At 67.9% G+C, this 16,777-nt stretch carries 9 protein-coding genes; 8 read left to right on the top strand and 1 reads right to left on the bottom strand.

The genetic code is table 11. The features are described from left to right. Positions 1-101 precede the first annotated feature (101 nt). The 7 genes from ahcY to trxA all read left to right on the top strand — a co-directional run bounded on the left by ahcY (position 102) and on the right by trxA (position 13,763). The gene (gene ahcY / locus J2Y55_RS16745; RefSeq protein WP_310155555.1) at positions 102-1,502 is read left to right on the top strand and encodes an adenosylhomocysteinase; all 1,401 of its coding nucleotides are present in this window, start codon (positions 102-104) and stop codon (positions 1,500-1,502) included. A 402-nt stretch (positions 1,503-1,904) separates the two neighbouring features. Then, positions 1,905-4,385: a sensor histidine kinase gene (locus tag J2Y55_RS16740; RefSeq protein ID WP_310155552.1), complete on the top strand. Its 2,481-nt coding sequence runs from the start codon at positions 1,905-1,907 to the stop codon at positions 4,383-4,385. Next, positions 4,382-5,926, top strand: a complete 1,545-nt coding sequence (tsaE, locus tag J2Y55_RS16735) for a tRNA (adenosine(37)-N6)-threonylcarbamoyltransferase complex ATPase subunit type 1 TsaE (protein ID WP_310155549.1) — start codon at positions 4,382-4,384, stop codon at positions 5,924-5,926. Before J2Y55_RS16740 ends, tsaE begins: the two co-directional genes overlap by 4 nt. A gap of 121 nt (positions 5,927-6,047) precedes the next feature. Continuing rightward, complete coding sequence (locus tag J2Y55_RS16730; protein ID WP_310156277.1) at positions 6,048-6,755, top strand: nucleotidyltransferase family protein; 708 nt, start codon at positions 6,048-6,050, stop codon at positions 6,753-6,755. Next, a complete protein-coding gene (gene addB, locus J2Y55_RS16725) occupies positions 6,748-9,855 on the top strand; it encodes a double-strand break repair protein AddB (RefSeq protein WP_310155543.1) in 3,108 nt (1,035 codons plus the stop codon). Before J2Y55_RS16730 ends, addB begins: the two co-directional genes overlap by 8 nt. Continuing rightward, a complete protein-coding gene (gene addA, locus J2Y55_RS16720) occupies positions 9,852-13,334 on the top strand; it encodes a double-strand break repair helicase AddA (RefSeq protein ID WP_310155541.1) in 3,483 nt (1,160 codons plus the stop codon). Before addB ends, addA begins: the two co-directional genes overlap by 4 nt. 108 nt (positions 13,335-13,442) lie before the next feature. Then, positions 13,443-13,763: a thioredoxin gene (gene trxA, locus J2Y55_RS16715; protein WP_069689150.1), complete on the top strand. Its 321-nt coding sequence runs from the start codon at positions 13,443-13,445 to the stop codon at positions 13,761-13,763. Positions 13,764-13,845: 82 nt separating this feature from the next. Here the strand turns inward: trxA and J2Y55_RS16710 are convergent, their stop codons facing one another. Then, positions 13,846-14,244, bottom strand: a complete 399-nt coding sequence (locus tag J2Y55_RS16710; protein ID WP_310155535.1) for a DoxX family protein — start codon at positions 14,242-14,244, stop codon at positions 13,846-13,848. A gap of 312 nt (positions 14,245-14,556) precedes the next feature. Between J2Y55_RS16710 and J2Y55_RS16705 the strand changes: the two genes are divergently transcribed. After that, complete coding sequence (locus J2Y55_RS16705) at positions 14,557-16,716, top strand: transglycosylase domain-containing protein (protein WP_404978954.1); 2,160 nt, start codon at positions 14,557-14,559, stop codon at positions 16,714-16,716. Positions 16,717-16,777 lie beyond the last annotated feature (61 nt).

Here is a 16,777-nt window from a genome sequence, read left to right as displayed (position 1 = left end):
GATCAAGGACATAAAGACATCTTTATATCTTTGATTGCGCTCTGCCGCCCACGCTGCTAAAGACCCGCCCGTCATTCCAGAACCAGCAGTGGAGCAGCCCCGTGTCGAAGACCGATTACATCGTCAAGGACATCAGCCTCGCGGAATACGGCCGCAAGGAAATCAACATGGCCCAGGACGAGATGCCGGGCCTGATGGCGATCCGCGCCGAGCACAAGGGCAAGAACCCGCTCAAGGGCGCGCGCATCGCCGGCTGCCTGCACATGACCATCCAGACCGCCGTGCTGATCGAGACCCTGAAGGAACTCGGCGCCGATGTGCGCTGGTCGTCCTGCAACATCTTCTCGACCCAGGACCATGCCGCCGCCGCGATTGCCGCGACCGGCACCCCCGTCTTCGCCATCAAGGGCGAGACGCTGGAAGAGTATTGGGAATACGTCCTCAAGACCGCGACCTGGGGCGACGGCGGCACGCCCAACATGATCCTGGACGATGGCGGCGACCTGACCATGCTGATCATCCTCGGCGCCGAGGCCGAAGCCGGCAAGGCCGAGTTCCTGGACAAGCCGGGCAATGAGGAAGAGACCATCTTCTTCAAGCTGATCAAGCGCGAGCTCAAGGCCAATCCCGGCTGGTTCACCAAGACGCGCGCCGCGATCAAGGGCGTCTCGGAAGAGACCACCACCGGCGTGCACCGCCTCTACGAGCTGGCCAAGGCCGGCCGCATGCCGTTCCCGGCGATCAACGTCAACGACTCCGTCACCAAGTCGAAGTTCGACAATCTCTATGGCTGCCGCGAGTCGCTGGTCGACGCCATCCGCCGCGGCACCGACGTGATGATGTCGGGCAAGGTCGCGGTCGTCTGCGGCTATGGCGACGTCGGCAAGGGCTCGTCCGCCTCGCTGCGCCAGGCCGGCTGCCGCGTGCTCGTCACCGAAATCGACCCGATCTGCGCGCTGCAGGCGGCGATGGAGGGCTATGAGGTCGTCACCATGGAAGAGGCCGCTCCGCGCGCCGACATCTTCGTGACCGCCACCGGCAATCTCGACGTGATCACCGTCGACCACATGCGCGCGATGAAGCACCGCGCCATCGTCTGCAATATCGGCCATTTCGACTCGGAGATTCAGGTCGCCGGCCTGAAGAACTTCAAATGGGACAACGTCAAGCCGCAGGTCGACGAGGTCGAGTTCCCCGACGGCAAGCGCATCATCCTGCTCTCGGAAGGCCGCCTGGTGAACCTCGGCAACGCGACCGGGCACCCCTCCTTCGTGATGTCCTGCTCGTTCTCGAACCAGACGCTGGCCCAGGTCGAGCTCTGGAACCACCACGCCAAATACGAGAACAAGGTCTACACCCTGCCCAAGCATCTCGACGAGAAGGTCGCGGCGCTGCATCTGGCCAAGGTCGGAGCCAAGCTCACCGTGCTCAATGACGCCCAGGCCAAGTATCTCGGCCTGGCGCCGACGGGCCCGTTCAAGCCGGAACTCTACCGCTACTGACAGTCGGTATCGGCAAAATCGGATCAGGCCCGGCACAATCGCCGGGCCTTTTTCTTTTTTGGAAGAGGCGCGCGCTTCACCAAAACTACTACTAATAGTAACTCGATGCGATCTATCGTCTACTGATTGACGATTGTTGGAGATCTGTGGCGCGATTTCGAAATTCGCCCGATTTACCATCCATTAAGCACTTCCTGCCGGAGTCTACGGACGATTAGAGTGGGGCTGATTCGGGCTCGCCCTTTGCGTGGGCCGGATCGACGCTCTGATGTGGTTGGCGTGGTGGCAGGCGTTGCGTCGGGTCCAGGAGGACGGCGTAGCGACCGGCCTCAAGCCCGATTCTGAAGCGTGCTTGGGTGGCCAGGCAGGCTACCCGCCGCCTTCAACGATAACGGACGCAGGATGAGACGGTCGAGGCGACAGAAACGAAGCGGCGGCGGTTGGCGCAGCCACGCGGTTCTTCCCGGCCTCGCTGTCGCGCAGGCACCGACCGCGACATTCGCCCAGGCCGACTGGCTTACCCCGCTGCGCACGGAGACGCTGAGCACGGGAAGCCTGTCGCTCCTGCTCATCGGCCTCACCGTTTTCGCCGCGACGACCTCGCTGATCTATGTGCGCGAACGGGCACGCTGGCACCGCCGTGAAACCGAGATGGCGGGCGAGCTCGAAGCCGCGCGTGGCCATCAGGACCGCCTTGCCGCCTTGCTCGCCGCCGACCCGCAGGTCGTGGTCAGCTGGAGCGGGCGCGACGCCCAGCCGATCTTCGAAGGCGACAGCGGCTTCCTCGGCGCGCCGGGCGCGACACTGGCGCTCGCCTATGGCGCCTGGGCCCCCCCGGTCGAAGCCAAGAAACTGGAGCTCGCCACGGATGCGCTGAAAGAGCGCGGCGAGGCCTTCGGCTTCACGCTGCGCGCCAAGACCGGCCCCTATATCGATGTCGAGGGCCGTCCCGTCGCTGGGCGCGCGGTGATCCGCTTCCGCGAGGTCACCGGCGAACGTGCGCAGGTCATGACCTTGCGCGGCGATCTGGAGCGCCTCTCTTCCGATCATTCCGCCCTGATCGCCTTGCTGGCGGGCCTGCAGCAGCCGGCCTGGACGCGCACAACGGACGGACGCCTGACCTGGTGCAACGCCGCCTATGCGCGCGCCGTGGAGGCCACTGACGGCCTGGAGGCGACCAAGAGCGGCCTCGAGCTGCTCGACCGGGGCGAGCGCGAAGCCGCGGCCAAGGCAAGGCGCGAGGGGCGCGTCTTCTCGGTGCGGGCGCCGGCCGTCGTCGCCGGGCAACGCCGGACGCTCGACATCCTCGAACTGCCGACGCCTGTGGGCTTTGCCGGCATCGCGACCGATATGAGTGAATTGGAGGCCGTGCGGACCGATCTGCAGCGCCAGATGGACGCCCATGTGCGCACGCTGGACCGTTTGAAGACGGCGGTCGCGGTGTTCGACGCCACGCAGCACCTGGTCTACCGCAACTCCGGTTTCGACACGCTCTGGTCACTCGATGCCGGCTTCCTCGACGGCCAGCCCAGCGACAGCGAGATCCTCGACCGGCTCCGGGCCGAGCGCCGCCTGCCTGAACTCGGCGACTACCGCAGCTGGAAAGCCAGCGTGCAGGCCGCCTATACCGCGACACGCGCCATCGAGGATTGGTGGTATCTGCCCGACGGGCGCACGATCCATGTCGTCGCCAGCCCCAATCCGCAAGGCGGCGTGACCTATCTGCTCGACGACGTGACCGAGCGCTTCACGCTGGAATCGCGCTTCAACGCGCTTTCCCGCACCCAGCGCGAGACGCTGGATTCGCTGCGCGAGGGCGTCGCCGTGTTCGGCTCGGACGGGCGGCTCAAGCTCTCCAACCCAGCCTTCGCCCAGGCCTGGCGGATTCAGCCCGACATTGCCGGCGCCGCACCCCATATCGACGAGATCGTCAGGCTGTGCCGGCCGCTCTTTCCGCAGGACGAGGTCTGGAGCGAGCTGCACAGCGTCATCACCGGCGTGCGCGACGCGCGCGAGGATTATGGCTGCCGGATGGAACGGCGCGACGGCTCGGTGCTCGACTGCGCCGCGGCGCCGCTGCCGGACGGCGCGACCCTGATCTCGTTTGCCGACGTGACCGCGAGCGTGAACGTCGAACGCGCCCTGACCGAGAAGAACGAAGCGCTGGAGAAGGTTTCTCGCCTGCGCGAGGACTTCGTTCACCACGTCTCCTATGAGCTGCGCTCGCCATTGACCAACATCATCGGCTTCGCACAGTTGCTGGGAACGGAGGCGATCGGCGCGCTGAACGAGAAGCAGCGCGACTACACCTCCCATATCGTGCGCTCCTCGGGCGCGCTGCTTGCGATCATCAACGACATTCTGGATCTCGCCACGATCGACAACGGCGCGCTGACGCTGGAGCTGAACGAGGTCGACGTCGCCGAGACCATCGCCGAGGCGGCGGCAGGGCTGCACGACCGATTGACCGACAGCAAGATGAAGCTGCAGGTCGAGATCGCTCCGCACACAGGGCCGTTGCGCGCCGACGGCAAGCGGCTGCGCCAGGTGCTGTTCAACCTGATCTCGAATGCGATCGGCTTCTCCTCGCCGGGCCAGACCATTACGGTCGGCGCAGAGCGCAGCGGCGGCCATGTCCGCATCACCGTCAGCGATCAGGGCCGCGGCATCCCCGCCGAGGTGAAGGAGAAGGTGTTCGACCGCTTCGAGAGCCATTCGCTCGGCTCCAACCATCGCGGCGTCGGCCTGGGCCTCTCGATCGTGCGCTCGATCGTCGAACTGCATGGCGGGCGCGTCGAGCTCGATTCGGCGCCGGGGCGCGGCACGCGGGTGACCGCCGTGTTCCCGTCCGAGGGCGTGCCGCTTTCGGATGCGGCGGAATGAGCGACGAGTTGGCGAAAGGCGGCGCGCATCGGCTCCTGCTGGTCGATGAGGCGGCAACCGCGCGGCTGGCGGCCGACCTCGCCGCCATCCTGAAGCCGGGCGACATCGTCGCGCTATCGGGCCATCTCGGCGCCGGGAAATCGGCATTGGCGCGGGCGATCCTGCGCGAACTCGCCGGCGATCCGGCGCTGGAAGCGCCGAGCCCGACCTTCACCCTGGTGCAGAGCTACGACACGCCGCGCGGCACCGTGCTCCATGCCGATCTCTACCGCGTCCGTTCATCCGACGAGCTCGACGATATCGGGCTGATCGAGGATCTCGAGCGCATCGTCACCCTGGTCGAGTGGCCCGACCGCGCCGGAACGCGGCTGCCCGCCGGACGCCGGCTCGACATCGTGCTCGACGTCGATCCGGGAAACCCCGAGACGGGCCGCATCGCGACGCTTGCCGGCGGCGTGCTCTGGCGGCAGCGGCTGAGCATCGCGATCGCCACGCGGCATATGCTCGACGATGCCGGCTGGGGCGACGCGCAACGTGACTTCATGCAGGGCGATGCCTCCAGCCGCGCCTATGAGCGCTTGATGCGCAGCAATGGCGAAAGCGCGATCCTGATGATCTCGCCGCCGCGTCCGGACGGACCTGCCATCCGGCAAGGCAAGGCCTACAGCGCCATCGCGCATCTGGCCGAGACCATCGACGCCTTCGTGGCGATGGACCGCGGCCTGCATTCGCTGGGCTATTCCGCGCCGGAAATCCTGGCCCAGGATCTCTCGACCGGACTGCTGCTGATCGAGGATCTCGGCGAGGAGGGCGTGCTCGACGCGGATGGCCCGATCCCGGAGCGCTACGAGGCCGCGGCCCGCCTGCTCGCCGATTTGCACCGCCATACCTTGCCGACGATCCTGCCCGTCACTGAGGGCCGCGACCATATCGTGCCCGATTATGACCGCGGCGCGCTGGCGATCGAGACCGAGCTGATCCTGGAATGGTATGCGCCCCATATCGCCGGCGTGACGCTGCCGGCGGTGACCCAGGCCGAGTTCGGGCGAATCTGGGGCCGGCTCTTCGACGAGATCCTGGAAGCGCCCTCGACCTGGACCTTGCGGGATTTCCATTCGCCCAACCTGATCTGGCTGCCGAAGCGCCAGGGGCTTGCCCAGCTCGGATTGATCGATTTCCAGGACGCGGTGCTCGGCCACCCAGCCTATGACCTCGTCTCATTGGGCCAGGATGCGCGCGTCGACGTGCCAGCCGCCCTGGAACTCAGACTGCTCGCGGCCTATGGCGCGGCGCGGCGCGGCGACGATCCCGCTTTCGACCTCGCCGGCTTCGCCCGCGCCTATGCGATCCTCGGCGCGCAACGCAACACCAAGATCGCCGGCATCTTCGCCCGGCTCGACCGGCGCGACGGCAAGCCCGCCTATCTCGAGCACCTCCCGCGCATCGAAGCCTATCTGCGCCGCAATCTCGAGCATCCCGCGCTCGAAGAGCTCAAGGGCTGGTATCAGGCGCATCTGCCGAAGCTGTTTGCGGCGAACTGAATTCGGCTTGCGTCGTCATGGTCGGGACAAGCCCAGCCATGACGCGCTATGGATCGCGCAGATTCGCCCCGCTCAGGAGATTCGCGTGACGCAAGCCGCATCGCCACCAATCCGCCGGGCCATGGTTCTGGCAGCCGGGCTGGGCCAGCGTATGCGGCCGATCACCGATACGCTGCCCAAGCCGCTGATCAGGATCGGCGGCAAGGCGATGCTCGATCATGCGCTCGATCGGCTGGCCGAGGCCGGCGTCGAGGAGGTGGTGGTCAATGTCCACCATCTCGCCGGGCAGATCGAGACGCATGTCGCGGGCAGGACGAGCCCCCGGATCGTGATCTCCGATGAGCGGGCCGCGCTGCTGGAGACGGGAGGCGGCACCAGGAAGGCGCTGCCGCTGCTCGGCAACGGGCCGTTCTTCAGCGTCAATTCGGATTCGCTCTGGAGCGAGACCGGCATCTCCAACTTCGCGGCGATGGCACAAGCCTGGGATCCGAAGCGCATGGACATGCTGCTCCTCCTCGCCCGGCGCGAAACCAGCGTGGGGGCCGGCGGCAAGGGTGATTTCTTCCGCGACGAGGAGGGACGGTTGACGCGGCGGGGCGAGGCCGCCAGTGCCCCTTATATCTTTGCGGGTGTCGCCGTGCTGACCTCGCCGTTCTTCGCCGGGACCCCGGACGGGCCGTTCTCGCTCAACCTGCTGTTCGACCGCGCCATCGCCGCGGGCCGACTCTTCGGCCATATGCTCGAAGGGCAATGGCTGCATGTCGGCGCGCCGCATGAAATCGCGCCCGCCGAAGCCGCCTTCGCGGCGGCGCAGGCGCTCGATGCCTGAACTCAACCTCTTCAGCATTCCCGCCGGCGCACCCTTCCTGGAGGTGCTGGCGCAGGCGATGCTGGATGGCCGCTTCGGCAGGATCCACGACCCCGACGATCCCGCCGCGATGGCGCGCGCGACGCTCTATTTGCCGACGCGCCGGGCCGCGCGGGCCTTCGCCGCCAGTCTTTCGGACAAGCTCGGCGGCCAGCCGCTGCTGCTGCCGCGGATCGTGCCGCTCGGCGATGTCGACGAGGCCGAGACCGCCCTGATCGGCGCCGGCGCCTGGACGGATGAGCGCGTCGCGCCGATCGACCCGCTGGTCAGGCGCATGCTCTTGACGCGGCTGGTCGACGCCTGGGGCAAATCAGCCAATCGCAGCCATCTCAAGCTCGATCCGGCCGAGCCCTCGCTCGTCCCCGCCACGCTCGCCGAGGCTTACGGGCTTGCCGGCGACCTCGCCGCGCTGCTCGACCAATTGCAGACAGAGGGCGTCCCGGTCGAGCGGCTGCGGACGCTGGATGCGACGCGCTTCGACAAGATCTGGCAGCTCAACGCCAGCTTCCTGGCGATCCTGGGCGAGGCCTGGCCGGCGATACTGGCCGAGCGCGACGCCTGCGACCCGGCCGCCTTCCGCAACGCCATGCTCGCGGCCGAGCGGGAGCGATTGCTCGCAGGCGGCGCGACGGGGCCGATCATCGCCGCAGGCTCGACCGGCACGATCCCGGCGACAGCGCGGCTGCTCGCGGCCATCGCGCGCCTGCCGAACGGAGCGGTCGTGCTGCCGGGCCTCGATCTCGCCTTGCCGGAAAGAGCCTGGAGCGCGATCGAGACCGAGCCTGCACCATCGCATCCGCAGGCGGCGCTGCATCATCTCATGCAGATTCTCGAAGCCACTCGCGCCGATGTCCGCTCATTGGCAGAGCCCGACGCCTGCCGCGCGAGCCGGGAGATCCTGCTGCGCGAGGCCCTGCTACCAGCCTCGGTGACCGAGGCCTGGGCCGATCTGGGAGATCGCATCAGCGTTGCGAGCTCGCAAGCCGGTTTTCGCGATCTGCGCATCGTCGAGGCCTCGGCCGAGCGCGAGGAGGCGCTGGCTGTCGCAATCGCCCTGCGCGAGACGCTCGAGGAGCCGGGTCGGCAAGCGGCTTTGATCACGCCCGATCGCGGGCTGGCCGAGCGTGTCGGCGTCGAGCTGCGGCGCTGGGGCATCGAGATCGACGATTCCGCCGGCCTGCCGTTGGCGCGCTGGCCGGCCGGCGCGCTGCTGCGATTGATCCTGGAAGCCGCTTTGACGCAGGCGAGCCCGGCGAGCCTGGTCGCCCTGCTGGCGCATCCGCTCTGCCGGTTGGGGCTGACGCCCGAGGCCGTCGCGCGTGGGGCGGCTACGCTGGAGATCGGCAGTTGGCGCGGCGTCTCGGTGGCCAAGGGGCTGGACGGTCTACGCGTCGCCCTGGCCGGCCTGGCGGAGCTCAAGCTGGAATCGCACGCGCCGGGCCCGCGCCGACGGCTCAAGCCCGAGGATCAGGCCGCTGCCGCTCAGCTTCTCGATACGCTCTGTGCAGCACTCGGCCCGCTGACCGACACCTTGCAGGCACCGGACGCCTCGCTTGCCGCCACGGCCGCCGCGGCGAAATCCGCGATCGAGGCATTTGCCTGCGGCCCGGACGGACACACGCTCGCCTTCACGGGCGCCGACGGCGAGGCGCTGGCCGGGCTCTTCGACGATCTCACCGGTGCGGAAGCCGACATGCCCGCAGGCGGGCGGGCACAGGACTTCATCGCGATCCTCGACGGGCTGCTGGCGGAGCGCGTGGTCAGGCGGTCAGGCGGCGGCCATCCGCGCGTCAAGATCTGGGGTCTGCTCGAAGCCCGCCTGCTCGAAGCCGACCATATCGTACTTGGCGGGCTGAACGAGCTGGTCTGGCCGCCGGAGACGAAGACGGATTCCTTCATCAACCGGCCAATGCGGACCGAGCTCAAGCTGTCGCAGCCAGAGCGGAGGATCGGCCAGACCGCGCATGACTTCTTGCAGGCGCTGATGGCAAGGCAGGTGACGCTGACGCGGGCGCGCAAGGCCGGTGAATCCGAGACCATCGCCTCACGTTTCTGGCTGCGGCTGAAAGCGGTGACGCCACCAACGCTCTGGAGCCAGGCGAGCGCGGCCGGTGACCGATTGATCGCTCTCGCCGACCAGCTCAGCGCACCCGCGCCGGTGCGGCCGACGGGACGGCCCGCGCCGAGGCCGGCGCGGCATCTCCAGCCGCTCTCGCTCAGCGTCACCGATGTCGAGACGCTCTATCGCGACCCCTATCAGATCCATGCCCGCAAGATCCTGAAGCTCGACGCGCTCGACCCCTTGATCGAGGATCCCACAGCCGCTGATCGCGGCAGCCTGCTGCACGACATCGTGGCGACCTTCGCGCAGACCTATCCCGAGCAATTGCCGGCCGATGCGCTCGGCCGCCTGATCGCCATCGCAGACCGGCTGTTCGAGGATTTCACTGATACCCCGGAGGTACGCGCCTTCTGGTGGCCGCGCTTCCTGCTCACGGCGGACCATTTCATCGCCTGGGAGGGGAGGCGGCGCGGGACATTGGCGCGCGTCGCCGTCGAACGCGGCACGGGCTTCGCCTTCACGCTCGCTGACGGCGCCGAACTGCGATTGAGCGGCCGGGCCGATCGCATCGAGGTGACGCATGAGCCGAAGCTCAGGATCATCGACTTCAAGACCGGCGCGCCGCCGAGCAAGGCGCAGGTCGAGAAGGGTTTCGCGCCGCAATTGACGCTGGAAGCGGAGCTCGCAGCCCGCGCCGGCTTCCGCGACCTGATCGGTCCGACGCCGGTCGAGGCGGTGCTCTATCTCAAGCTGCATCATGATCCGAAGGCCTGGGCCAAGGACAAGCCGCTCGATTTCGACGGCGAGCCTTTGGCCGATGTCGCCGCGCGCCATCTGGAGCGCCTGCTGCAGCATCTCGACGCGCTCCGCAGCGGGCGCGAAGCCTTCGTCTCGCGGCGCGCGCCCGACTACATCAAATATGCCAGCCCCTATGACCAGCTCGCCCGCGTCAAGGAATGGTCGGCCGCCGCCGGCGAGGATGAGGGGGGCGAGGCATGAGGTCGGCACCCCAGATTCCGCCGCTGACGCAGCAAAGGCAGGCGCTCGCCGCCAACCCGCGCCTCAGCGCCTGGGTCTCGGCCAATGCCGGCTCGGGCAAGACCTATGTGCTGGTCAACCGCGTGCTGCGATTGCTGCTCGACGGTGTCGAGCCCGGCCGCATGCTCTGCATCACCTATACCAAGGCGGCGGCCGCCAATATGGCGAACCGCATCTTCAAGGCGCTCTCGGAATGGGCGACCATGCCCGACGACGGCCTGACCGAGCTGCTCACGGCGCTGACCGGAAAAGCCTCCTCCTCCGGCCAGCGCGCGACGGCGCGGCGGCTCTTCGCGCAGGCGCTGGAGACGCCGGGCGGCCTGAAGATCGAGACCATCCACGCCTTCTGCACGCGGGTGCTGCAATCGGCCCCTTTCGAGGCGAATGTGCCGCCGCGCTTCGAGGTCGCGGATGATCTGGCCCAGGCCGAGATGCTGCGCGATGCGCGCCGCGCCTTGCTGGCGCTGGTCGCAGCCGATCCGGAGGGCGCGGAAGCCAAGGCGCTCGACCTGCTCGCCCGGCAGGCGGCGCAGGACACATTCGATGCGATGATGCAGGAGGCGCTGCGCCAGCGCGCCTTGTTCAGCGATGCGCAAGGGCGGGCACGAGACGCCGGCCAGATGCGCAACGGCATGGCGGCCTTCCTGCGCATCGCGCCCGACCTGACCGCCGAGGAGGTGCAGGCCTCCTTCCGCCGGACGCTCGCCGGGATGGGCGGGCTGCCGCGCCTGATCGCCGGTCTCGAAGCAGGCAGCGCGACGCGGCAGCTTTTCGCCGCGAATCTGCGCACGCTGCTCGCCGGACAAGGCGACAGCGACCCGGTTGCCCTTTGCCGGCGCGGCTTCATCACCGAGGCCGGCGGCATCAACGCCAATATCCGCGGCAAGGGCAAATCCGAATTCGAGCCGGATCTGCTCTCGGTGCTGGAAAGCCTCGCAGCCGGCGTGCTCGCAGCGAGCGACCAGCTCAACGCCATCGCCATTCGCGACCGCAGCCATGCCTTGGCGCTGCTGGTGACGCGGATGCTCGCCTCCTATCAGCGCCTGAAGAGCGAGCGTTCACTGCTCGATTATGACGACCTGATCGCCAAGACACGCTCGCTGCTCTCCCGCGTCGAGGCGACCTGGGTGCTCTACAAGCTCGACGCCGGCATCGACCACATCCTGCTCGACGAAGCGCAGGACACCAGCGAGGCGCAATGGGCGATCCTGGGCAAGCTTGCCGAGGAGTTCAGCACCGGCCTCGGCGCAGGCGAGGACGCGCTCAAGCCACGCACCGTCTTCGTCGTCGGCGACGAGAAGCAGTCGATCTACGGCTTCCAGGGCGCGATGCCGAAGGCTTTTGGCGACGAGCGCCAGCGGCTCGGCCGACGCATCGCGGAAGCCGGGCAGCGTTTCGAGCCGGTCAGCCTCAACACCTCCTTCCGTTCGACCAGCGACATCATGCAGGCCGTCGATGCGGTCTTCGCCGCGCCCGACCATGCGCGCGGCCTGGTCTTCGACGGCGCTATGCGACCCGAGACGCATGACACGGTGCGCCGCAACGACCCCGGCTGCGTCGATCTCTGGCCGCTCTGCGCCAATGACCAGGGCGAGCCGCCCGATGCCTGGACGACCCCGGTCGACGCGGCCGAGCGGCGCAGCGGCATCGTCAAGCTGGCCTCCCGCATCGCCGGCGTGCTCGGCCGCTGGAGCCGGGCCGGACAGGACGATCTCGGCCACCCCTTCGCGCCCGGCGACGTGATGATCCTGCTGCGCCAGCGCGGGGCGCTGTTCGAGACGATCGTCAAGGCGCTGAAGGACGAAGGCGTGCCCGTCACCGGCCGCGACCGTCTGACGCTCGCCGACCACCCGGCGGTCGAGGATCTGATCGTGCTCGGGCGGACGCTGCTGCTGCCTGATGACGACCTCACGCTCGCGACCGCATTGAAGACGCCGTTGATCGGACTCGACGACGACGATCTGCTGCGCATGGCGCCCGAGCGTACCGGTTCGCTGCGCGAGGCGCTGCGAGAGGCCGGCGCGAACGAGCCGCGCTATGCGGCGGTCGAGCACAAGCTGGCCGCCCTGGCGGAAGAGGCCGGGCGTTCCGGGCCGTTCCGCTTCTTCGCCGGGCTGCTCGGCCCCGGCGGCGGGCGCAATCTCGCTTTGGCGCATCTGGGCGCCGAGGCCGGCGACGCGCTCGACGCCTTCCTCAATGCGGCGCTCGACCATGAGCGCCGCCATGGTCCTTCGCTCGCCGGTTTCCTGCAGCATATTTCCGGCACGGCGGCGGATGTGAAGCGCGACCTCTCCGCCAGCGCCGGCGAGGTCCGCGTCATGACCGTGCACGGCGCCAAGGGGCTGGAGGCGAAGATCGTCATCCTGGCCGATCTCGCGCCCGAACCCGGCGCCAAGCGTTTGCCCAAGATCCTCGCCGTCGACCCGCCACGCGGCCTGCCTGTACCGCTCTGGCCGCCGGCCGGCGCGGAGGATGCGGAGGCGACGCGGGCCGCCAAGGCGCTGGTCGTGCAGCAGATGGTCGAGGAGCATCACCGCCTGCTTTATGTCGCGCTGACGCGGGCGGAGGACCGCCTGATCGTCTGTGGAGCTCAACCCAAGGGCGAAGCTCCCGAGGGCAGCTGGTATGCGATGGTCGCAGCTGGCCTCGCCGCCTCCGAACAGGGCCTGCAGGACATAGCCGCGCCCGATGGCCAGGGCCTGGTGCAGCGCTTCCGCGTTTCCGCTCCGCGCGCTGCCGAGCCCGCCAAGGCGCCGGACGCGCCTGGCGCGATCGAGATCCCCGCCTGGTTCGGCCGCCCCGCGCCGAGCGAGCACGAGCCCGCACCGCCCTTGAAGCCGTCGAGCGCGCTCTCTGCCGCCGACGGCGCCGAACGACCAGGCGACGGCCCCTTCCTTGCCCAGGCCGCGAGCGCCGGCCGGTTGGCGCATCTGCTGCTGCAGATATTGCCCGAGGTCGAAGCCGCACGGCGCGAGGCGGCCGCGCAGGCGCTGGCGGCGACGCGCGGCGGCGGCTTGCCGACTGAGCGGCGCGCGCGGATCGTCACGGCGGCGCTGGCCTTGCTGCGCGAACCGGCGCTGGCCGCGCTGTTCGCTGAAGGCTCGCTCGCCGAGGTGCCGGTCACCGGCGCGATCGCGCTGGCGGATGGTTCCCGGCGGGCGGTGTCGGGCCAGATAGACCGGCTCGCCGTGACGCAGGATGAAGTCCTGATCGCCGATTTCAAGACCACGGCGCGGCCTCCCGCGAATGCGGCCGCGATCCCACCCACGACGCTGGCGCAGCTTGCTGTCTATCGCGCGCTTGTCGGGGCGATCTATCCCGGGCGCCGCGTACGGGCGCTGGCGATCTACACCGCGACGCTGACGACGCTCGAACCGGACGCGCATGATCTCGATACCGTCCTGGCGAGAATGGCAGATCCGGCGAAAATGGCAGGTTAGCCTTGCTTCAAGGGCCTGCGACCGCGCCTTGACCCGGGCCTTGCGCATTCATAGCTTCACGGCGAATGCAGCGCTGCTGCCAAACAGATTGTGAAAGGCGACCAAGCCATGGCGACGACCAAAGTGACCGATGCGAGCTTCGAGGCCGATGTCCTGAAGTCCTCCGAGCCGGTCGTGGTGGATTTCTGGGCGGAATGGTGCGGTCCCTGCCGCATGATCGGCCCGGCGCTCGAGGAAATCGCCGGCGAGATGAACGGCAAGGTCAAGATCGTGAAGATGAACGTCGATGAGAACCAGGCGATCCCCGCCCAGTTCGGCATCCGTTCGATTCCGACTCTGATGCTGTTCAAGGACGGCAAGCTGGCCTCGCAGAAGGTCGGCGCCGCCCCCAAGAGCGACCTGTCGCGCTGGATCGCCGGCTCCGTCTGATTTCACTTCCAGGCAACGAAAAGCCCGCCTTCCCCAGGGGAAGGCGGGCTTTTTTTATCGTTGGGACCGATTGCGGCCCAGCTCAGGCCTTGCTGCGGTTATCGACGCTCCAGGCGCCGGCGCCGGCGACGAAGAGATAGAGGAAGATGAAGCAGTAGAGGATCGCGGCGTCGCCGCCGTTCATGATCGGGTAGAGGCTCCGGGGCGCGTGGAACATCCAGTAGGCATAGGCCATCTCGCCCGCGAGGATGAAGGCGACGGGGCGGGTCAGGAAGCCGACCAACAGCAGCAGGCCGCCAAACGTCTCGAGGATCGCGCCGAACCAGAACAGCGTGAAGGCGGCCGGAAGGCCGCTGGCCGGCGCCACGGGGAAGCCGATCAGCTTCTGCGTGCCATGGGCAATGAAGATCAGCGCCGTGACGATGCGCAGCAATCCGAGCATCTGGGGGGAGTAGCGCTGGAGGGAGTTGAGGGCCTGCATGTATCTCTCTTTCTGTACAGCTTGCGATTTCGACATTGAATCTTCGTCGATCCGCGGAGAATCGATCGAGGCATCACCACCCGAAGGCTTATTTTGCGCTTGATAGGCAGATTGTCGCAGGCGGCGCAATATTCTCCGCGCGGCGATACAGGCTTGCATGATTGCAACATCTTCACGTTCACGTGACGCTGCGACGCATCCCGGTCTGCCCCAGGCTTAACCACCCCTTAAAAGCGCCATGTTTCACTCCTGTTTGACGCGAGGGCAGCTTTACCTTTTTGAGAATGTGCCGGCAGGCTTGAACGGGGCGGAATGAACGACAAGGCGAGACGGGGCGAACGGCGCGAGCCGTCATTCGAACGCGGGCGCGACGAAAGCCGCGACGATTTCGACATGCGTCTGTCCGACGACGATCGCCCTGGGCGCGGCAACCGCGCGCCCGCCCGTTATGACGAGCGGCGCGAAGCCCCGCGACGCGACAAGCGCAGCGGTGGCGGCAATGGCGGTGGCGGCCGGCGGCGCAAGCGCAAAGGCCGCTCGCTGCTCGGCGGCCTGTTCTACTGGACCATGGTGCTCGGCCTCTGGTGCGCCATCGGGCTGGGCGGGCTGATCGCCTATCACGCCGCGCAATTGCCGCCGATCAACCAGCTCACCGTGCCGAAGCGACCGCCCAATATCGCGATCCTCGCGGCCGACGGCACCTTGCTCGCCAATCGCGGCGAGACCGGCGGGCGCACCATCACCATCGGCGAGGTGCCGCCCTATCTGCCCAAGGCCTTCGTGGCGATCGAGGACCGGCGCTTCTACGAGCATTTCGGCATCGATCCCATCGGCCTGGCGCGCGCCGTGGTCAACAATCTGCGCCGCAGCGGCGGCGTGCAGGGTGGTTCGACGCTGACGCAGCAGCTCGCCAAGAACCTGTTCCTGACCCAGGAACGCACCGCCGCGCGCAAGATCCAGGAGGCGATCCTGGCGCTGTGGCTGGAGCGGACCTACTCCAAGAACCAGATTCTCGAACTCTACCTGAACCGCGTCTATTTCGGTTCGGGCGCCTATGGCGTCGAGGCCGCGGCGCAGCGCTATTTCAACAAATCGGCGCGCTCGGTGACGATCGCGGAGGCCGCGATGCTGGCTGGCCTCGTGCAGGCGCCCTCGCGGCTCGCGCCCAACCGCAACCCGGACGCCGCCGAGAAGCGGGCGCAGCTCGTGATCGCGGCGATGGCCGATCAGGGCCTGATCTCGCAGGCCGCGGCCAAGACGGCGCTGGTCGCCCCGGCCGAAGCCGCCGAGCGCAGCGGCGCGGGCTCGGTCAATTATGCCGCCGACTATGTCATGGACGTGCTCGACGACTTCATCGGTGCAGTCGAGGGCGATGTCACCGTGCTGACGACGATCGACACGAAGTTGCAGGCCTCGGCCGAGACGACGCTGGTCGAGGCGCTGGCGGCCCAAGGCGGCAAGCTCAACGTCAGCCAGGGCGCGGTCGTCTCGATGGCTCCGGACGGCGCGCTGCGCGCCTTGATCGGCGGGCGCGACTACACCAAGAGCCAGTTCAACCGCGCCACCGCCGCCAAGCGTCAGCCGGGCTCGTCCTTCAAGCCCTTCGTCTATCTGACCGCGCTGGAGCAAGGCCTGACGCCGGACACGATCCGCGACGATTCGCCGGTCTCGATCAAGGGCTGGGAGCCGGAGAACTATTCCCGGAGCTATCGCGGCCCGGTGACGCTGCAGACCGCCTTCGCCCATTCGCTCAACACCATCGCCGCCCGGCTCATCCAGGAGGTGACGCCGAAGGAGGTCGTCCGCACGGCGCAGCGCCTCGGCATCTCGTCCAGCCTGCAGGCCAATTTTTCGCTGGCGCTGGGCACCTCCGAGGTCACGCCGGTGGAGTTGACCACGGCCTATGCCACCTTCGCCAATGGCGGGCAGTCGGTGCTGCCCTATGTCATCCGCGAAGTGAAATCGGCCTCCGGCAAGGTGATCTATGCCCGCAAGGGCTCAGGTTTCGGCGCCGTGGTGCAGCCGCAGACGCTCTCGATGATGAACACCATGTTCCATGAGGTCATGATCAGCGGCAGCGGCACCAAGGCCAACATTCCCGGCTGGGAGGTCGGCGGCAAGTCGGGCACGACGCAGGATTTCCGCGATGCCTGGTTTGTCGGCTTCACCGCCCGCCTCGTCACCGCCGTCTGGCTCGGAAATGACGACAACAGCCAGATGAAGCGGGTCGCCGGCGGCGGGCTGCCGGCCGAGATCTGGGGGAAGTACATGAAGACCGCCCATACCGGCATGCAGCCTGCGCCGCTGCCGGGCGGGCTCTGGCGCAGCGGGCCGAAATCGATCTTCGACAATGGCGCGCCGGTCGCGGCCGCGAGGCCTCCGGCCAATACGCAGACGGCCGACAGCGAACGCAGCTGGGTGCCGCCGCCACAGCAGGAGAAGAACCTGCTGCAGAAGCTGTTCGGCGGCTGAGACGGGCTCGGTTATTCGCGGGAACCTCCCCGTCATTCCGGGGCAGGCCGCAGGCCTGAGC

The organism is Allobosea sp. BE125 (assembly GCF_031456075.1).
Lineage (GTDB): Bacteria > Pseudomonadota > Alphaproteobacteria > Rhizobiales > Beijerinckiaceae > Allobosea.
The sequence above is the reverse complement of the archived record's forward strand: the minus strand, read 5'-3'. Positions and strand labels throughout refer to the sequence as shown.